Origin of the sequence: Bacillus sp. FSL K6-1006, from assembly GCF_038593175.1 — a bacterium.
GTDB lineage: Bacteria > Bacillota > Bacilli > Bacillales > Bacillaceae > Bacillus > Bacillus safensis.
Window position 1 is genome coordinate 1,254,000 of the sequence record NZ_CP151970.1, and the last position, 19,576, is coordinate 1,273,575.

A 19,576-nucleotide genomic window follows, 5' to 3' on the forward strand; every position below is an offset into this window, starting at 1 on the left:
TATCTTTACAAAGGTAACGGTATTGAACATTTTTTAGAACGCATAATTGTAAGCGCTTTATAAAAGGTTCTATTCTAAAAATGTTCTTTCTTTTGTTACATGTGTTCATATTTATACCAAATGAATGGGGTGGTTGTTTGAACAGCTTGTTTGAGTTAGATGAACAACTGATTAAGCTGCAGTTCGAAGCATCTTCGAGAGAGGAGGTGACCACATATTTAGCAGGGCGGTTAGAAGCTGGAGGGTACATTAAATCGAGCTTTTTACCAGCAGTGCTTGAAAGAGAAAAAACATATCCTACAGGCCTTCCACTTGCAGCCTTTGGGGTAGCGATTCCGCATACAGATCCTGAGCATGTGAACAAACCAGCGATTAGTGTAGCTACTTTAAAGGAACCTGTCATTTTTCATAAGATGGGAAGCCCAGATGAAACAGTGCAAGCTAAAATTGTGTTTGTCCTAGCAATCTCTGAGCCTAGCAAACAGCTTGTGATGCTGGAGAAGCTGATGACACTTTTTAGAAAAGAAGAAGTGATGACGAAGCTCTCTTATATGACATCTTATGAAGAAGCGGTTGACGTGCTTCAGCAAGAACTAAACCAATAGTCATTCACGAAATTATGTAAGCGCTTTATCTGAAAAATTCAGGAGGTGGATGTATGATCAAGCAAGCCGTCGATTTTATATTAGACCTTGGACCAACTATTATGCTCCCGATTATTATGACGCTTTTCGGTATGATTTTAAGGCAGGGCTTTAAGAAATCCTTCAGGGCCGGTATTACGATCGGAATTGGTTTTGTCGGTGTCAATCTTGTCATTAATTTGCTCGTGAGCGGACTTGGGCCAGCAGCAAAAGCCATGGTTAATTCCCTTGGGCTAAAGCTCGATATTTTGGATGTTGGATGGCCGATTGGAGCTGCCATATCCTTTGGTACACCCGTTGCCCCGCTCATGATTCCTCTTGTGCTTTTATTAAATGTCATCTTATTGTCTGTAAACTTTACGAAAACGCTGAATGTGGATATTTGGAACTTCTGGCATTTGATTTTCGCAGCCTCTGTTACTTACTACGCTTATCATAATATGTTCTTGGCTCTTGCTGTTGGCTTGATCGTCTCTGCGATCACGCTAAAGTTAGCCGATTGGACGGCGCCGACAATCGAACACCATTTCGGTTTAAAAGGCGTATCGATGGCTCATGCGGAAACGGTCAACTTCGCCCCGCTCATGTATGCGTCCAACCGCGTCATTGATAAGATTCCTGGTTTAAACAAAATTCATGCTGATCCAGAAACATTGAAGAAACGCTTTGGTATCTTTGGCGAACCGCTTGTGATGGGTCTCATACTTGGTATCATTATTGGTCTTCTCGGCGGCTATGATGCAAAAGGCGTGATGACGCTCGGTATTCAAATGGCGGCAGTTCTTGTCTTAATGCCAAGAATGGTTGCGTTATTAATGGAAGGACTGATTCCAATCTCTGAGGGCGCTCGTTCTTATATTCAAAAGCGTTTCCCTGGGAAAAATGTCTATATTGGTTTAGATACAGCGATTGTGATTGGTCATCCAGCGAATATGGCGGTAGCCCTTTTAATGGTGCCGATTACGATTTTGCTAGCAGTTGTTCTGCCTTACAATGGCATGCTCCCGTTTGCTGACTTATCGGTTCTGCCATTTACAGTTGTCTGGGCAGTAGCAGCCGCTCGTGGAAATATTATTCGCGGCCTTATTAACAGTATTTTTACATTAATGATTGTCTTCTTTATTGCAACGAACCTTGCTCCGCTTGCGACAACCATGGGGAAAGCAGTCGGCTTTGATTTCCCAGAAGGGGCAAACATGATTTCAGGTATTGATCTTGGTTCTCACGTCATTCCTTGGATCATGGTGAGACTTCTTGATCCGAGCAACCCTTACTTTATTGCAGCCATCATCTGTGCTCTGGCTTATGGGCTTCTATGGTACTGGGTGCGAAATGATATTAAAAAGCAGTATGCAAAAGAAATGGGCTTAGATCAGAAAGAACAATAAATGAGCTGGAGGGATTCTAATGGCGAAGAAAATATTAGTATCATGCGGAACGGCAGTTGCAACATCAACGGTTGTCGCTAAAAAGGTAGAAGAGACGTTAAAGGAAAAAGGATATGATGTCGTGGTGGAACAGTGTAAGGCATCTGAAGTCCCGCAAAAAGCGGAAGGCGCCGATTTAATTGTGACGACAACGCCTGTAAGTGATACAAAAGGGACACCTGTGATTCAAACATTATCCTTTTTAACTGGATTTGGTATTGAAGATGATATCGAGAAAATCATTGATCATATCAAGTAGAGGGCTATTTTCTGAAGGAGCTTTTCCGGCTCCTTCTAGTGATTTGAAAGGAGGAAGTCTTATGCAGCATCATGCTTATAGCCGAACGTCTGCAGTGTTGTCTATTTTTCTTCCGGCTGTGCTCATCTGTCTGTTTTTTTTCTGGTCTCTTTATACGTTATGGTCAGCAGGACCTGAGCCGTTAGCTGTGTTAGGCGTTTATACACTGCCTATTCTCATGCTTTCTAGTATTACAGGACTGAATCAGCCGACAAACGTCATCATTAATGACGATCAACTGAAGATAGGCGCTTTTGGCAGATGGCACACATATGCAGTTTCTGATATTAAAGGAAAGCTTTTTTTAAAGCCTTATCCTCATATCGGGAAAGTCTATGTCAGGGTGGGTCCAGCCCGTATATTCGGAGGGCGCTACTGGATATCCAGTGAAATGAGTGAGTACAAGCAGCTTGTTCAAACGTTGCAGGATTTTGCGAAGGGTGATGAAAAGGAGGATGCCGCTACATGAAATCAGCTGTCTTTTATTCTTCAGAGGACATTCGGTATGAGGAGCGGAACCGGCCAGTCATCGGTGATGATGAAGTTTTGTTAAAGCTGCGAGCCTGCGGCTTATGTGGAACGGATATTTACAAAGCAACACATGAGACAGTACCTCCTGGGACAGTGCTGGGGCATGAAATCGCTGGTGATATTGTCGAGACCGGCAAGCACGTGACAAATGTCCAAACGGGAGACAGGGTCTATGTGGCACATCATGTGCCTTGTTTCACCTGTGACTTTTGTCAAAAGGGTTTTTATACGATGTGTCCGCAGTTTACAGCCACAAATGTAGAGCCGGGCGGGTTTTCAGAATATATCCGTGTACCTGCTTTGCATGTCAAGCACACGATGGGCAAGCTTCCAAAAGACGTATCGTATGAGCAAGGGGCGATGGTAGAACCGGTTGCCTGCTGCCTGCACGGGTTTGAACGAGCTCCTGTTCACCCAGGAGATTCCGTTTTGATCCTTGGAGCGGGGCAAATTGGCTGTATTCAATTGCAGCTCGCCAAATATTATTTGGCTGGGAAAGTGATGATAACAGACGTGAATGAGAACAGGCTGCTGCAAGCGAGGAGTTTAGGTGCAGACGTCTCCTTTCATCCAGCAGCCGAGCCGGTGGAAAACCGGGTGATGAAAGAAACAGATGGAAAGGGAGCGGACCTCGTCATTATTTCTGTTGGGAGCAGTGCGCTTTTAAAAGAGGCGTTTCAGGCTGTAGCGCGAGGCGGGACGATTTTGGTGTTTGCTCATTTTCCAAAGGGAGATGTGGCCATTCCTGCTGAACGATTTTTTAATGATGAAGTGAAGGTAGTAGGAGCCTATTCCTCGCATCCATATCATTATCGTGAAGCCCTTGAGCTTTTGAAAGCAAAAGTGGTCAACACTGAAAAGATGGTGACGCATCGTTATCCGTTAAGCCAGCTGCTTCAGGCGATAGAATGTGCGAGGCATCCTGAGGGTGAGAGCGTCAAAATCATGATGTATCCAGATGAATGAGTGTATGAGATTAAAAGAGAAAGAGAAGTTCTTTGGAAAAGGGCTTTCCCTTTCTCTTTTTTTCTGATAAAAGATGAAAACGCTTAAAAATGAGAGAGAAATGCTTGACTTCGATGACACTTAAACGTATGATGATTACAAATGTAACACATAAGAACAAATGTAAAGGGGAGAGAAGAAATGCAAAAACAAATCACTTTGCCTGAACAGATTAGCCATGAGAAATTAGCAGATTTATATAAACAAATGTGGTTAGTGAGATATTTTGATGAAAAGGTCGACCAATTTTTTGCAAAAGGACTTATCCATGGCACCACTCATTTATGTGTTGGACAGGAAGCGTCAGCTGTTGGATCGATTGCCGTATTAGAAGATAAAGATAAGATCGTCAGCACACACAGGGGACACGGTCACTGTATTGCAAAAGGGGCCGAGGTTAATAAAATGATGGCTGAATTGTTTGGACGTGAAACCGGCTATTGTAAAGGAAAAGGCGGCTCGATGCATATTGCGGATTTAGAAAAAGGAAATCTTGGGGCAAATGGAATCGTTGGCGGCGGTATCCCGCTGGCAACAGGTGCAGCGCTCACATCTAAAATGAAGCAGGAAGGCTTTGTTGTTCTTTGTTTCTTCGGAGATGGTGCCACAAATGAAGGCAGCTTCCATGAAGCATTAAACCTTGCGTCTATTTGGGATTTACCGGTTGTGTTTATTTGTGAAAACAACCAGTACGGCATGTCTGGCCCTGTGAAAGAAATGATCAACATTGAAGACATTTCAACAAGAGCAGAAAGCTACGGAATGCCAGGAAAAACGGTTGATGGAAATGACATGGTCGAAATTATGAACACAGTAGATGAAGCAGTCAGCCGTGCGAGAGCGGGAGAAGGCCCATCACTCATTGAAATGAAAACGTACCGCTGGAAGGGTCACTCTAAGAGTGATGCGAAAAAATACCGTACACGTGAAGAAGAGACAGAGTGGAGACAAAAAGACGGAATCAAACGCTTTAAGTCTCTCTTGATTGAACTGAATGTTTTAACAGAAGAGCAGGCAGCAAGCTTACAGGAAGAAGCGAAGCAGGAAATTGAAGCGTCTGTAGAATTCGCCAAAAACAGTAAAGAACCGTCAATTGACACACTATTAGAGGATGTATACGCCTAATTAGGAGGGAAATCACGTGACAAAAACAACAGTGAGAGAGATTTCATATTTAGAAGCCGTTCGAGAGGCTATGAGTCAGGAAATGAGAGAAAACCAAGATGTCTTCATTTTAGGTGAAGATATCGGCGTATATGGAGGTGCTTTTGGAGTCACGCGCGGCATGATTGAAGAATTCGGTCCAGAGCGCGTTCGCAATACACCTATCTCAGAGGCTGCCATCGCAGGTGGGGCAGTCGGAGCGGCTTTAACTGGTATGCGGCCGATTTTAGAACTTCAATTCTCTGACTTTATAACAATCGCAATGGATCAGCTTGTGAACCAAGCAGCCAAAACACGATACATGTTTGGCGGAAAAGGAAAGGTGCCGCTTGTCGTAAGAACACCAGCAGGATCAGGAACGGGTGCAGCGGCGCAGCACTCACAAAGCTTAGAAGCGTGGATGGCGCATATTCCAGGACTCAAAGTGGTTCAGCCTTCAACAGCCTATGATGCAAAAGGACTTTTAAAAGCGGCGATGGATGATGACAACCCTGTCATTTTCTACGAGCACAAGCTTTTATATAAAACAATCGGTGAAGTGCCTGAAGAGCAATATTCCATTCCTCTAGGGAAAGCAGATGTGAAAAGAAGCGGGAAAGACGTCACGATTGTAGCAACAGCGATTATGGTACACAAAGCGTTAGAAGCGGCAAAGGAACTAGAAGCAGAGGGAATTGATGTTGAAATCATTGACCCAAGAACACTTGTCCCATTAGATGAAGAAACGATTATCGAATCTGTGAAGAAAACAGGTAAATGTATCGTGGTTCATGAAGCAGTAAAACGAGGCGGCTATGGCGGAGAGATTGCAAGTATGATAGCGGAAAGTGAAGCCTTTGACTACTTAGATGCGCCAATTAAACGACTTGGCGGTCTTGCGGTCCCAATACCATACAACCCGACGCTGGAAAAAGCGGTCATTCCACAAGTGCCAGATATTATTGAAGCAGCAAAAGAGCTTGTGCGCTCTTAAGTAAAGGGGAGAAGATCATGCCAAAAGAGATATTTATGCCGAAGCTGAGCAGTACGATGGAAGTCGGCACCTTGCTTCAATGGTTTAAAGAAGAAGGAGATTCGGTTGAAATCGGTGAGCCTCTTTTTGAAATTATGACAGACAAGATCAATATTGAGGTGGAAGCCTATGATGATGGTATTTTTCTAAAGAAATATTATGAAGCCGATGATCAAATTCCAGTCAATGCTGTCATTGGATACATCGGAGAGGCAAATGAACAGGTGCCAAGCGAACCGCCAGCACAATCAGATGAAGATTCACCAGGCAGCAGCGAATCGTCTTCATCAGACGCGGCTTCATCCAGTTCTGCTGAAGCCCCAAAAACACTTAATGAAAAAGTACGTGCCACACCTGCGGCGAGAAAAACGGCAAAGGATCATCATGTAGCGATTCATGAGGTATCTGGCACAGGACCTAAAGGCAGAGTTCAAAAGCGGGACGTCGAGGCGGCCGTCCACTCTAGTGAGAAAGATCAGCGCGTGTCACCGCTTGCAGAAAAAGTGGCTGCTCGTGAAGGAATTGATTTAGCGAATGTTGCTGGATCTGGTGCACACGGTAAAATTATGAAGAGTGATGTAACGGCAGCAGCTGCAAAAACAGTAGAGTCTTCTCCAGCGAAAACACAAAAACTAGCTGGTATGAGAAAAGTGATCGCTGACCGCATGTCACAAAGTGCCTTTACAGCACCGCACGTGACATTAACAAGTGAAATCGATATGACAAAAGCGAAAGAAATACGCAAACAGCTATTGCCAGCGATTGAAAAAGAGACAGGCTACAGACTGTCGTTCACAGAAATTATCATTCATGCGGTCAGCAACGTACTCACGCGCCACCCGCAGATCAATATGACATTTGAACAAAATGAGCTCCATTTCCATGATGATGTGCACATTGGTCTCGCTGTCGCTGTAAAAGATGGCTTAATGGTTCCAGTCATTTCTCATGCGAACCAAAAAGGGTTAAAACAGCTGACAAAAGAGGCAAAAGAAATCGGCCGAAACGCACGTGACCAAAAACTGCTGCCAGACCAGCTGAAAGGGTCCACTTTTACCATTAGTAACTTAGGGATGTATGCCATTGATACCTTTACCCCGATTATTAATCAGCCGGAAGTGGCGATCTTAGGGGTTGGGCGCATTCAAGAAAAACCTGTTGTAGTAGATGGAGAAATTCAGGTGCGGCCGATGATGGGTGTTAGTTTATCGTTTGATCACCGAGTGGTAGATGGCGCACCAGCGGCTGCCTTTTTAACAGACCTTAAAAAAGTGCTTGAACAACCATTTGAATTGCTAATGTAGGAGATGAATCGGATGACGAAAACGTATGATCTGACAGTCATTGGCGGAGGGCCTGGCGGGTATACTGCCGCCCTTCAAGCAGCTGAGCGTGGACGGAAGGTCGCATTGATTGAAGAGGATTTTCTAGGCGGTACTTGTTTAAATCGGGGCTGTATTCCTTCCAAGACACTGCTCAAACATGCAGAAGTCATTGAATCAATTGAGAAGGCGAAAAGCTGGGGAATTGAAACAGGTGATTTGGTCCTTTCCTTCGATAAAATGAGAAAGCGCAAAGATGACGTCATTGAAAAGCTCAGAGGCGGAATTGCCTTTTTATTAAAGCAAGGAAAGATTGATGTATATAACGGCAGAGGTACAGCTGTTACAAAGCACCGGATTGAGATTGAAAAGCAAGATGGTTCAGAATCGATTGAAACGAAAGAGCTCATCATTGCCACTGGATCTTCACCTGCCATTCCGCCAATACCGGGCCTTAAAGACATTCAATTTGACACAAGTGATACGATCTTTGACATCCCAGATATTTCGGCTTCTGTCGTCATCATTGGCGGCGGTGTCATTGGACTTGAGCTGGCTTGTATCTTCCAGAGTCTTCAATCAAAAGTCACGATTATTGAAGCGGCTCCGTCTATTATTCCACAAGAGGATGAGGAAGCATCTAAGCTGCTAGAAAGAGAATTAAAGAAAAAAGGCATCCATATCGCGAAAAAAACCACTGTGACAGAGGTGACGGAAAGCGAAGGAGTCAAAGCGGTTCATGCATCAGACGATAAAGGAGAGACGCATATCTTTACGGCTGAAAGACTGCTTGTTTGTGTAGGAAGAAGACCTAGCGTTTCTGCTGTCAGCCAGCTTGACCTTCAGCTGGATGGTCCTTTTATCAAGGTGAATGACAAGATGCAGACAAGTGTGGAAGGTGTCTATGCAGTTGGGGATGTTGCTGGCGGCTATCAGCTGGCTCACGCAGCGATGGCAGAGGCCGCTGTTGCGGTCAGTAATATTTGCGGTGTGCCTGAAAAAATGAATGCTGATATCATGCCTAGATGTATTTATACATTACCAGAGGTAGCGAGTGTTGGTCTGACTGAGAAAGAGGCAAAAGCCAAAGGACTTAACGTGCGGGCAGAACGATTTGATTTAGCGGCAAGCGGTAAAGCACTAGCGGCAGGTGATCAAACAGGCTTTATTAAATTGGTATACGATACAGCCTATGGTGAAGTGATTGGCGCGACGATGGTTGGCCCGCACGTCACAGAGATGATTTCAGAAGCTTCCTCCTTTATGTATTTAGAAGGAACAGCAGAAGAGATGGCGAAAATGATTCATCCGCATCCGACCATCTCAGAAGGTTTTTATGAAGCAGCACTTGATATCGTGAGTAAGCTGAGAAAATAATGGCCAAACAAGGGATAGGGAGGAGATGCATGTGCACGTCCAGCTTCATCAGAAAGCGGCACTTGTGACAGGTAGCACAGATGGATTTGGAGAAGCCATCTGCCTGGCTTTAGCCCGGGCAGGTGCACATGTTTTTTTACACACGTTTCATGATGAATCAAAGGCTAAAACCATTCGTGAAGACATTCAAAAAATGGGCGGTCAAGCGAGTATCATTCAGAACCCGCTGGAAACACCGCGTGATGCCGCGCGAATGCTGAGGCAAGTGATTGATACATGCGGTAAACTGGATATTTTGGTCAATCAAGCAGAGCAAGGAGCGGACGCGAAGCTTGATGACGTGGGCCCTGATGAGTGGGTGGATGAAGTGGAATCGGCTGTGAATACCGTCTTTCTTTCCAGTCAGGCTGCTGTATGGCATATGGTTGATCAGAGACAAGGCTGCATCATTAATATATCGTCATCAGGCAGTATTACAGGTGATGGCGGGATCTCGCATGCTACTTCGAATTCTATGCTGAATGCCATGACAAAAGGGTTAGCGAGAGAATTTAAAGACAAAGGCATCCGGGTGCTTGCGCTGCTGCCGCCTCCTCTCCATTTGGTTCCTGATACAGAGCAAATCAAGGAGACTGTGGCCCATATGACGGTGTTTCTCAGTACATCCTATGGTGCATTTACAGATGGCGTGGCGATTATGCTTGATGGGGGTGAGAGTGCTGGCTAATGTTCAAAAACCAGTTCTCATCGTTGGCGGAGCCCAAGGGATCGGAAAAGAAATAGCTGAACGATTTTTAAAAGAAGGGCACCAAGTCGCCGTGTCAGATATAGACGAAAAGGGACTTTCGCTCTTAAAGACACAGTATCCTCAGCTGCTGATATTTCAAGCTGACGTTTCATCGTGGGAAAGTGTTCAGCAAATGATATCAGCAGCTGAAAGGGAGCTGGGTGGTATTGCTCACCTTGTGTATTCAGCAGGAATGACTAAATCACTGCCTTTTTTAGAAGTCGATTTTTCACTTTGGAAAAAGACACTGGCTGTGAACTTATATGGTCTTTACTATTGCATCAAAGCGTTGGCACCCTATATGTGTGAGCGGCAGGAAGGCAGTGTTGTCATTATTGGATCGGGATCTTCAATCACCGGCTCAGGCGGCGGTATTCAATATTATGCATCAAAAGCAGGTGCTTTTGGATTGATGCGTTCGCTCGTAAAGGAACTAGGCTCGCATCAAATACGCATCAATGTGATTGCTCCCCGCGTCATTGAATCTCAAATGCTTGATACGCTCTATCCTACTGTAGAGGAGAAACGGCAGCTGCAATCACTCATTCCCATCGGAAGATTAGGAAAGCCTGAGGATATCGCAGGGCTCACTTTATTTCTCACACGTCACGAGGGGAGCTATTTGCACGGACAAATGATCCTGTTAGACGGAGGGAGAACGTATCAGCCAAAATATACTGAGGGAAAAAGAGCGGAGAGTTAATCGCTCTTTTTGTCATTTTCATAACAATTGTTCCAATTGGAAACGAATGTTTGGTATACTGGTAATCATAGTATATTAAAAGGATGATGTCACATGCTGAATTGGGAAGAAAGACGACAGCTCGTCAAAGTTGCTCATCTTTATTATACAGACGGGTGGACGCAGCAGGAAATTGCAAAAAAGCTCAATGTCTCAAGACCAGTCATCTCAAAGCTCTTACAAAAAGCAAAAGATGTGGGAATCGTGGAAGTGTACATTAAAGACGAAAGCATTCATACGGTGGAACTTGAAAAGCAGCTAGAAACAACCTTTCAATTAACAGATGCGGTCGTTGTCCCAAGTGTCGGGACAATGTCTGAGATGGTGAAGCGGGCAGTCGGTCAAGCAGGCGCCTATTATTTGTCTAAAAACATGAAAAATGCGGAGAAAATCGGCATTTCATGGGGGACGACGCTTGCGGAGCTTGTAAAAGAATATCCGTTTGAACGAAGAAACGATGTGAAGGTCATTCCTTTAGAGGGCGGAATGGGCAGGCAGGCGGTCGACATTCATGCCAATCAGCTGGCATATGAGCTGGCAAAGAAAATGAACGGCACGTGTTCCTATTTATATGCCCCTGCGATTTTAGAAACAGAAGAATTAAAAGAACGGCTTATGGCGATGCAGGACATAGAAGCTGTGCTTGAAGAAGGCAGAAATGTGGATATTGCCCTCATCGGTATTGGCAACCCGCATAAAGGGTCAACTTTAAAAACAGTCGGTTATTTAAAAGAAGAGGACTTATCTGGTTTAAGGCAATCAGGGGCTGTCGGTGATATTGGCTTTCGTTTCTTTGATGGAGAAGGAAAACCTGTCCAAGATGAACTGAATCAAAAGGTCATTGGCTTATCGCTGGAACAATTAAAGAGCGTCAAAACGGTCATCGCTGTTGTAGAAGGAACCCATAAAGCTGAGAGCATTTTAGGGGCTTTAAATGGCGGCTTCATCCAAGTACTGGTGACAGACGAACTAACGGCGGCAGCCATTTTAAAGGAAGCATCCGTTCAATAAAAGACTGGCAGCGTTCGAATGGTATAACAAGAGCAACATCAAACGAGAAAGGAGCTGTGTATCTTGAAGCAAACCGAAATGGAAGCAAACCTACACTGTACTCGGTGCCAAGAAGAGACCCTCCACAGCATCGTTTATGTGAATGATCAGATGAAAAGCGTTGAGTGTACAGAGTGTCATCAAAAGATCAGTGTGCAAGTCGACATCATGAAGGAATTTTACAAGGAAGTATACGAGAAAATAGCGACAAAGCCAAAGCGGATCACGCAGGAATATAAGTCGAACCTGAATGGATTTATCTCAAGACTCCCAATCCGCGTGCTTAGTAAGCCATACCGGCTCATGAGATATTTAAACGAATCATACAAAGTGATCAAACAATATAAAAAATGAAGCAGAGCACCGTTTAGTGCTCTGCTTTATTTTGTGTTTTTTTCATATAATAATAAATAGGCAGTCCAGCCATCCCGATCAGCATGGAGATCAGGCAGCTTTTCCAATCGGTGATCATGGTGCTGATTAAAACGAATAATGAACCGATAATCGCAATGATCGGTGTCAGCGGGTAAAGTGGTACACTGTACGCACGCTTCATTCCGCTGTTTTGTTTTCTCAGCTTAAAGACGGCGAAAAAGGCCATCACATAAAAGATGTAGATCATGAAAATCGAGACCTCAGACAGCTTCTCCGGATTACTGACGATCATAAACACAATGGCGATCAAAATTTGCACAAATACAGCGATCCAAGGTGTTTTAAACGTTGGGTGAATCCGCGAAATCGCGTTGGCGAAAGGAATCTGCTTTCGTTCTGCCATCGCAAAAATCACACGTGGGAATGAAAGAACCTTTCCGTTCAAACAGCCAAAGATGCTGATGATGATCCCAATACTAATGATTTTCCCGCCAATTGGCCCAAAGAGCATGGTAGCAGCAGTGCTTGTCGCATTTTCACCTAACTGGACGATTTGATCAGCTGGCAGCACGTGCAAAAGTGCGACATTAATAAAGAGATAACAAGCCGTCACGATTAAAATTCCGCCTGCCATCGCTCGAGGCAGCAGTTTCTCAGGGTTTTTCATTTCACCCCCAAGCGCCGCAAGTAAAATCCAGCCATCATAAGCAAACAGCGTAGCCAAAATCGCTGCACCGAAATTCATTTGAGCGATACTATCGTTGACGGCCATCAAGATGTTTTCGTTACCTTTCCATATGCCAAACACAATAATAGCGGCAATTGGGACAAGCTTTCCGATAGTGGTCAGCCCCTGAACAAATCCGCCGTATTTTGTTCCCATTATGTTAATGATACATAAAAATAAAACGGTGATAATGCCGATCGTTGTAGACCATAAAGTCGAAAGAGAAAATAGATTGGCTAATAATGAACCAAAATAAAGACCAAGTGCACCAATGATGGCGGGTCCGTAAATAATAATCTGCACCCAGCCGCATAAGTAGCCCCAAAATTCACCATACACTTCTTCAAGATAGGCGTACAACCCGCCGGTTCTCGGGATTTGTGTACCAATTTCAGCGACAGTCAGTCCGCCTGCAAGGGTTAAGATGCCACCTAGCAGCCAAGCGAATAAGGCGATGTCTGAGCTTCCTGAATAGGAAAGGACGTTGCCTGGCTTCATAAAGACGCCTGACCCGATAATGGTCCCGATGACAAGAGATAGGGCGAAAAATAAGCCGATGTCTTGTTTTAACGCTGGTTGTTCTTTGTTCATTACACACGACCTCCTGCATCACTTTCGTACGTTACTGTGACATGTATTTTGTTCATTGTAATACGATTTTAGGAAAACAAGAATTAAAAAAATTTTCTGATTTTCGTATTTGTATTTGAAAGTGTTCGTTTATTGGAGATATTAGGGTGAATGTTGTGTTAAAAACGAACAATGAAAGTTTATTTTTGATTTAATGTTAATTTAATGACCGGAAACCGAACATCCAGTAAACGTGCAGCCAAATGGTTGACTTTTCTTGAAAAATGAACTATTTTATTCATAAGGATATTATCTCGAATTCGAGATAATTTAAAATAGGAGTGAAAATAATGAAAATCAATGGGATTCACCACGTATCTGCGTTAACAGCCAATGCTCAGAAAAATGTTGATTTCTACCGCCAAATCCTTGGCTTAAAACTTGTAAAGAAAACAGTCAATCAGGATGATCCGTCTATGTATCATTTGTTTTATGGAGATGAGGTCGCTTCACCAGGAACAGAGCTAACATTCTTTGAAATTCCAATGCTTGCCCGCCGTTTGGAAGGGACGAATGCGATCACAAGCACAGGTCTTCTCGTTTCTTCTGAAGAGGCACTCACGTTTTGGGAAAAGCGGTTTGAAGATAAAGGCGTGCAGCAAGAAACAGCTTCCTTGAGAGGCGGAAGACCTGCTTTGCGTTTTAAAGACCCAGAAGGGCAGCAGCTGTTTTTAACAGTAGAACCGAATACGCAAGAGGCAGGCTCACCGCCAGTGCATGACGATATTCCGGCAGAGTTTGCGATTAGAGGTTTAGGTCCAGTTGAATTAACCGTTGCAGAAGCTGACAAGACGATCCGTGTTTTAACAGACATCCTTGGCTTCACCGAAAGAGCACGTGAACAATCAAATGATGGTGAGATCGTGACCATTTTTGAGTCAGGAAATGGGGGTGCTGGAACAGAAATTCATGTGATCGAAAAAACAGAAGGGCCTTCTGAACGTTCCGGCAGAGGAAGTGTGCATCACGTCGCATTTCGTGTGAAAGACGCAGAGGAGCTTGAAAAATGGTATGAAAAAATCTCAAAAGCAGGCTTCACGAACTCTGGTGTTGTAGAACGTTTTTACTTTAAAGCTCTTTACTTTAGAGAGCCAAATGGTATTTTATTTGAAATTTCAACAGATGGCCCTGGATTTACAGTCGATGAAGGGGTGGATGAGCTTGGCGATCAATTAGCCCTTCCGCCGTTCCTAGAGCATAAACGAGCAGAAATTGAACAAAGATTAACGCCAATTCAGTCGTCATAAAAAACAGCTCATCAACTGAGCTGTTTTTTTATTAGGAACTGACCTGCTTAGATTCAGATTGTGTTAATGTGACCTGCTTTGTTTCTTGTTTTCCGTTTCGAATGAGGGTGATGCTCACGGTGTCTCCTACTTTTGCATTCGTGTATAGCTCGTGACGTAATTCACTGCCAGTTTTGATTTGTTTCCCATTGATGCCGGTAATGACATCCTCTGACTTTAAGCCAGCTTTGGCGGCAGGTGAGCCTGCGGCGATATCTTTGACATACACGCCTTTATTGAGCTGACTGGTTTTGAGTCCGAGAGTTTCTTTTTGATACACATCTGGAACTTGTTCGAGATCCAGCATGCTGATGCCGATATATGGACGTTCAATTTTTCCTTTTGCGAGAAGCTGATCAGCGATTGGTTTGACATCATTGATTGGCAGTGCGAACCCAATGCCTTCAACACCTGTTTCAGAGATTTTCATACTCGTGATCCCCACAACCTTTCCGTCTGTCGTCAGAAGCGGGCCTCCGCTGTTACCTGGGTTAATGGCTGCATCTGTTTGAATAACATTAATGCTGCTTTCGCCTGCTGATGTGTTCATAGAGACTGTTCGGTCGACACCGCTGACAATTCCTTGTGTCACCGTTCTTGAAAGATCTTCACCAAGCGGGTTTCCGATCGCAATGACGGTTTCTCCAGCACGCAGTGAGGAGGAATTGCCTAATGCCGCAACCTTCGTCACATGACTGCTGCTAATTTCCACAACGGCTAAGTCAGTGAGCGGATCAGCTCCAACCAGTTTTCCTTCAATGGTTTTGCCATCGTGTAAGGATACGGTTAGTTTATTTGCCCCTTCAATGACGTGGTTGTTTGTTAAGACATAGGCTTTATTGCCTGATTTTTTGAAAATCACTCCTGAGCCTGTACCGGTTTCTTCCTCTTGACTGCTTTTGTTTTGCTGTGATTCATCGAAAGGCGTATTGAAATCGCCAAAGCTCGTGTCTGTTTGCGTTTGGTAGTTTGTAATGCCGACAATAGCTGGTGATACATTTTCGACCATACTGGAGATGCTGCTTGATGAATTTGATGTTTGGACGGCTGTTGTTTTTGACGAATTCGTGTGATTTGTCGATACTGCTTCAGTTTTCGCTGCCGAATCATTTGCAGTGCTGTCTGATGAATGCTGAGCATATGGCGTAAGAACGTAGACACCTAACGCTAATGTACCGCCTACAACACCGCTGACAAATGGCTTAAACCAGCCGTTTGGCTTTTTCTGTTTTTGAGGTTGTTCAATTGTTTGTTTGTCATCTTTGTGCTGTGTCATTTCAATCACTCTCTTTCAATGATTTTTTCATGTATGTGTTTGGGTGTTTTACCGTATGTGGTGGGGACTGACTTTATCGTATGAAAAAAGTGTGGGATAAAAATGAAAACATTGTGGGAAATTGTTAAAATAAGTAGTGAATCTAAGCAAGATAGAGGAGATTAAACTGTGGAGACAATTGGAATCATTGGATATGGAAGTATGGCTGATATGATGGTGCAAAAGTGGCTGGAAAATGGGGTGCTGGATGCTCATCAAATCATGATCCATACAAGAAGTGAAACGGAGCGCCTTCATCAGCTCAAAGAAAAGCACCAAGAAGTCAACATTTGTTCATTAGACGAACTTTCTGCGTCATGTGATATATTGTTTGTCTGCGTGCCGCCGCTTGCAGTACTTGATGTTCTGGATCAGCTGCCTTCTCGAGCGAGAGCGGTACATATTGTGTCAGTAGCAGCAGCTGTGACATTAGAAAAGTTACAGGCGCATACAACACAGCCAGTGTCTAGATACATCCCAACACTCACGTCAGCTGTTGGGACGGGCGTATCACTTGTTGCGCATGGTGCAGCAGCAGGACGTGAGGACAAGGAGCGTTTGCACCGGCTGCTTTCAGCTTTTAGCATCGTCAGGGAAGTAGGGGAAGACCGGTTTGATGCGGCGAGCAATTTGACAAGCTCATCTCCTGGTTTTATCGCTGCTCTTTTTGAAGAAATGGCGAAAGCGGCTGTGAGAAATAGTGATCTTTCCTTAGAGGAAGCGAATGAATTTTTAACGTATGCCCTTTTAGGAACTGGCCAGGTCCTCGTAGAACGAGGCCTAACCTTTGCTGAAACTGTCGCTAGAGTGGCGACAAAAGGGGGAATTACAGGAGAAGGTGCTGAGGTCATTCAACAGCAGGCACCTCAGATGTTTGATGATTTATTTACACAAACCATGAAGAAATATGAACAGCTGAAATCTCAGATCAACGAAGCGGATAAACACCACTAAAGACATAGTTAGTGGTGTTTTATTTGTTAAAAAAATCCTTTCTAAAAAAGCCTTTTGACCTGTATTATCTGAGTCTAAACTCCTTATTTTCGGACATTGTATTGAAAAATCAATCAAGTTCTCATATAATTTTTTAGAAAATTTAGAAAAATATACACAAATTTTATGTTTAATTAAAGGGGGATGGGAATGAAGCTCTATGTATCTGTCGATATGGAGGGGATTACTGGTCTAGCTGATCATACATTTGTTGATTCGCGCCAGCATAACTATGAGCGGGGCAGACGCATTATGACAGGTGAAGTGAATGCTTGTGTAGAAGCGCTTCTTCAGCATGGTGCCACCGACATTTTGGTGAATGACAGTCATTCTAAAATGAATAATCTTTTGATCGAAGAACTGCATGAAGAGGCAGTTCTCATATCAGGTGACGTAAAGCCTTATTCAATGGTGCAAGGATTGGATCAAACCTATGATGCAGCTGTTTTCTTAGGTTATCATGCAAGGGCATCAATGAAAGGTGTGATGTCGCACAGTATGATTTTTGGTGTCAGACATTTTTACATAAATGATCATCCAATTGGGGAAATGGGCTTTAATGCGTATGTTGCAGGCTACTATGGTGTGCCGGTGATTCTTGTTTGCGGGGATGATCAAGCAGCACGTGAGGCAGAAAAGCTGATGCCTGGTGTGAAAACAGTGGCAGTGAAAGAAACCATCTCAAGATCTGCTGTGAAATGCTTACCTCCTGCCAAAGTCAATAAACAAATCTCGCAGCAAGTGGAAGCCGCGATGAAACAGATTGATCAAATGAAGCCGCTGACGCCTCCTGATCAGCCGCTGCTTAAGATTGAGTTTGCCAATTATGGACAAGCTGAATGGGCGAATTTAATGCCGGGTACTGCCATCATAGAAGGAACAACGACGGTGACGTACCAAGCAGACAATATATTAGAAGCCTATCAAGCGATGCTTGTCATGACAGAGCTTGCCGCACGTACAACATTTTGTTAAGTGAGGGGGAGACAGCAGATGGCCAGCTTTTTGTTCAAGCGTTTTATTGCGATGATTGCTACGATCTTAACGATTACGACTTTAACGTTTATTTTAATGAAGGTCATCCCAGGATCGCCTTTCAATGAAGAACGAAATACAAACGAAACCGTCCAGCGAAACCTCGAAAGCTACTATCACTTAGACGAACCACTCTATGTTCAATATGTCATCTATTTAAAATCCATTGTTACCTTTGATTTTGGTCCTTCCATTAAAAAGCCTTCTGAAAGTGTCAATGATCTATTGGCGAGAGGCTTCCCAGTCTCATTAGAACTTGGTCTTATCTCGATATTGATTGCTGTCATCTCTGGCATCCTGCTAGGGGTCATGGCTGCCCTCCGGCATAATGGTTTGATTGATTACATCGCCATGACCATTGCAGTTTTCGGTATATCCATTCCAAACTTTATCTTTGCTACCCTATTAATTCAGCAGCTTGCTGTCAATTTGAAGCTCTTTCCTACAGCGATGTGGACAAGTCCAATGCATATGGTGCTGCCTACAATCGCCCTTGCTGTCGGCCCAATGGCCATTATCGCCAGGTTAACGAGATCGAGCATGATTGAAGTGCTGTCACAAGACTATATCCGTACGGCCAAAGCAAAAGGGCTTTCTCCCTTTAAGATTGTATTTAAGCATGCGCTTCGGAATGCACTTTTACCCGTTGTAACCATTCTTGGAACACTTGTCGCAAGTATTTTAACAGGAAGTTTTGTCATTGAAAAAATCTTTGCTATTCCTGGGATGGGAAAATACTTTGTCGAGAGTATTAACAACCGTGATTATCCTGTCATCATGGGAACCACTGTTTTTTACAGCATTATTTTAATCACACTTCTCTTCATTGTCGATGTGGCGTATCGTCTCCTTGATCCGAGGATTCAGCTGCATCAGAAAGGAGGAAAGGCATGAGTATACACCTTCAGCATGATCCACCGAACAGGCATCCTGAAGTGCCAGACGAATGGTTTTCTCCACGAGAGCAAAAGAAAACAGAAGCCCATGCCATTAAAAGACCCTCTCTTTCCTATTGGGCTGATACATGGAGGCGGCTGAAGCAAAATAAGCTTGCGATGTTTAGCCTATCGGTTCTGATTTTTCTTTTTGTCATGGCAGTCTTAGGCCCATTGCTTGCACCAAATAGTGTGACAGAGCAGCGTCTTTCGATGCAAAATCTGCCGCCCTCGGCTGCTCACTGGTTTGGAACAGATGAGCTTGGACGAGATGTGTTCACACGTACTTGGTACGGAGCCCGTATTTCATTATTTGTGGGTGTCATGGCAGCCCTGATTGATTTTGCCATCGGCGTGATTTATGGGGGCATAGCGGGCTATAAGGGAGGCAAATACGACCATGTCATGATGCGGATTGTCGAGGTGCTCTACGGACTTCCTTATTTACTCGTCGTCATTTTATTGATGGTGCTCATGGGGCCAGGGCTTGTTACCATTATTGTAGCGCTCACTGTCACCGGATGGATTGGAATGGCAAGAATTGTGAGAGGTCAGGTTCTTCAGCTGAAAAGCCAGGAATATGTCCTTGCCTCAAAAACCTTTGGTGCCAAAAGCCTGCGGATCATTCGCCGCAACCTGCTGCCGAATACGATGGGGCCGATTATCGTCCAGATGACCCTGACTGTGCCGACCGCGATATTTGCTGAAGCGTTCCTAAGCTTTCTCGGTTTAGGTATTCAAGCACCGTTTGCAAGCTGGGGCGTGATGGCCAATGATGCTTTGCCGACTGTGCTGTCAGACAATGGACATTGGTGGCGTTTATTTTTCCCGGCATTTTTTATTTCACTCACGATGTTTTGCTTTAACAATTTAGGTGATGGCTTGCAAGATGCGCTTGATCCAAAGATGAAGAGGTGAAGC

At 44.2% G+C, this 19,576-nt stretch carries 20 protein-coding genes; 18 read left to right on the forward strand and 2 right to left on the reverse strand.

Translation table 11 applies throughout. From position 1 onward, the window contains the following. The first annotated feature begins 137 nt into the window (after window positions 1-137). From NSS65_RS06445 to NSS65_RS06505, 13 genes are all read left to right on the forward strand, one after another. Window positions 138-605 carry a PTS sugar transporter subunit IIA gene (locus NSS65_RS06445; RefSeq protein WP_041105930.1) on the forward strand — a complete coding sequence of 156 codons (468 nt, stop codon included), beginning with the start codon at window positions 138-140 and terminating at the stop codon, window positions 603-605. A 53-nt stretch (window positions 606-658) separates the two neighbouring features. Next, on the forward strand, window positions 659-2,032 hold the full coding sequence (locus tag NSS65_RS06450) for a PTS transporter subunit IIC (RefSeq protein ID WP_034281477.1): 1,374 nt from the start codon (window positions 659-661) through the stop codon (window positions 2,030-2,032). A gap of 19 nt (window positions 2,033-2,051) precedes the next feature. After that, entirely contained in the window at window positions 2,052-2,330 is a 279-nt protein-coding gene (locus tag NSS65_RS06455; RefSeq protein ID WP_003212259.1) for a PTS sugar transporter subunit IIB, read from the forward strand. A gap of 61 nt (window positions 2,331-2,391) precedes the next feature. Beyond that, window positions 2,392-2,838, forward strand: coding sequence for a hypothetical protein (locus tag NSS65_RS06460; protein WP_144496592.1), 447 nt, complete (start codon window positions 2,392-2,394; stop codon window positions 2,836-2,838). Further along, a complete protein-coding gene (locus NSS65_RS06465) occupies window positions 2,835-3,866 on the forward strand; it encodes an alcohol dehydrogenase catalytic domain-containing protein (protein ID WP_034281479.1) in 1,032 nt (343 codons plus the stop codon). Before NSS65_RS06460 ends, NSS65_RS06465 begins: the two co-directional genes overlap by 4 nt. 180 nt (window positions 3,867-4,046) lie before the next feature. Further along, the gene (gene pdhA, locus NSS65_RS06470) at window positions 4,047-5,030 is read left to right on the forward strand and encodes a pyruvate dehydrogenase (acetyl-transferring) E1 component subunit alpha (RefSeq protein WP_024424949.1); all 984 of its coding nucleotides are present in this window, start codon (window positions 4,047-4,049) and stop codon (window positions 5,028-5,030) included. A gap of 31 nt (window positions 5,031-5,061) precedes the next feature. Next, on the forward strand, window positions 5,062-6,042 hold the full coding sequence (locus NSS65_RS06475; RefSeq protein WP_034281944.1) for an alpha-ketoacid dehydrogenase subunit beta: 981 nt from the start codon (window positions 5,062-5,064) through the stop codon (window positions 6,040-6,042). A 17-nt stretch (window positions 6,043-6,059) separates the two neighbouring features. Continuing rightward, window positions 6,060-7,385, forward strand: coding sequence for a dihydrolipoamide acetyltransferase family protein (locus tag NSS65_RS06480; protein ID WP_144496593.1), 1,326 nt, complete (start codon window positions 6,060-6,062; stop codon window positions 7,383-7,385). A 12-nt stretch (window positions 7,386-7,397) separates the two neighbouring features. Continuing rightward, window positions 7,398-8,780 (forward strand): dihydrolipoyl dehydrogenase, encoded by a 1,383-nt coding sequence (lpdA, locus tag NSS65_RS06485; RefSeq protein WP_342467369.1) that lies wholly within the window; start codon window positions 7,398-7,400, stop codon window positions 8,778-8,780. Between the two features lie 25 nt (window positions 8,781-8,805). Next, window positions 8,806-9,507, forward strand: a complete 702-nt coding sequence (locus NSS65_RS06490) for an SDR family NAD(P)-dependent oxidoreductase (RefSeq protein WP_198422982.1) — start codon at window positions 8,806-8,808, stop codon at window positions 9,505-9,507. Beyond that, a complete protein-coding gene (locus NSS65_RS06495) occupies window positions 9,485-10,270 on the forward strand; it encodes an SDR family oxidoreductase (protein WP_070325745.1) in 786 nt (261 codons plus the stop codon). Before NSS65_RS06490 ends, NSS65_RS06495 begins: the two co-directional genes overlap by 23 nt. A 93-nt stretch (window positions 10,271-10,363) precedes the next feature. Continuing rightward, window positions 10,364-11,320 (forward strand): sugar-binding transcriptional regulator, encoded by a 957-nt coding sequence (locus NSS65_RS06500; RefSeq protein WP_024424944.1) that lies wholly within the window; start codon window positions 10,364-10,366, stop codon window positions 11,318-11,320. 63 nt (window positions 11,321-11,383) lie between these two features. Beyond that, window positions 11,384-11,713, forward strand: coding sequence for a bh protein (locus NSS65_RS06505; protein WP_034281483.1), 330 nt, complete (start codon window positions 11,384-11,386; stop codon window positions 11,711-11,713). A 13-nt stretch (window positions 11,714-11,726) separates the two neighbouring features. Here NSS65_RS06505 and NSS65_RS06510 read toward each other — a convergent pair whose 3' ends face one another. Next, window positions 11,727-13,052 carry an amino acid permease gene (locus tag NSS65_RS06510; protein ID WP_070325746.1) on the reverse strand — a complete coding sequence of 442 codons (1,326 nt, stop codon included), beginning with the start codon at window positions 13,050-13,052 and terminating at the stop codon, window positions 11,727-11,729. A 329-nt stretch (window positions 13,053-13,381) separates the two neighbouring features. Between NSS65_RS06510 and NSS65_RS06515 the strand changes: the two genes are divergently transcribed. Then, on the forward strand, window positions 13,382-14,338 hold the full coding sequence (locus NSS65_RS06515; RefSeq protein WP_025092293.1) for a ring-cleaving dioxygenase: 957 nt from the start codon (window positions 13,382-13,384) through the stop codon (window positions 14,336-14,338). 31 nt (window positions 14,339-14,369) lie between these two features. Here NSS65_RS06515 and NSS65_RS06520 read toward each other — a convergent pair whose 3' ends face one another. Beyond that, window positions 14,370-15,653, reverse strand: a complete 1,284-nt coding sequence (locus tag NSS65_RS06520; RefSeq protein ID WP_144496594.1) for a trypsin-like peptidase domain-containing protein — start codon at window positions 15,651-15,653, stop codon at window positions 14,370-14,372. A 168-nt stretch (window positions 15,654-15,821) separates the two neighbouring features. Between NSS65_RS06520 and proG the strand changes: the two genes are divergently transcribed. From proG to NSS65_RS06540, 4 genes are all read left to right on the forward strand, one after another. Next, window positions 15,822-16,646 carry a pyrroline-5-carboxylate reductase ProG gene (proG, locus tag NSS65_RS06525; RefSeq protein ID WP_144496595.1) on the forward strand — a complete coding sequence of 275 codons (825 nt, stop codon included), beginning with the start codon at window positions 15,822-15,824 and terminating at the stop codon, window positions 16,644-16,646. A gap of 189 nt (window positions 16,647-16,835) precedes the next feature. Then, entirely contained in the window at window positions 16,836-17,660 is an 825-nt protein-coding gene (locus NSS65_RS06530) for a M55 family metallopeptidase (RefSeq protein ID WP_034281488.1), read from the forward strand. 18 nt (window positions 17,661-17,678) lie between these two features. Then, window positions 17,679-18,614 carry an ABC transporter permease gene (locus tag NSS65_RS06535; RefSeq protein ID WP_034281489.1) on the forward strand — a complete coding sequence of 312 codons (936 nt, stop codon included), beginning with the start codon at window positions 17,679-17,681 and terminating at the stop codon, window positions 18,612-18,614. Then, the gene (locus tag NSS65_RS06540; protein ID WP_034281490.1) at window positions 18,611-19,573 is read left to right on the forward strand and encodes an ABC transporter permease; all 963 of its coding nucleotides are present in this window, start codon (window positions 18,611-18,613) and stop codon (window positions 19,571-19,573) included. The genes NSS65_RS06535 and NSS65_RS06540 overlap by 4 nt, the downstream gene beginning before the upstream one ends. Window positions 19,574-19,576 lie beyond the last annotated feature (3 nt).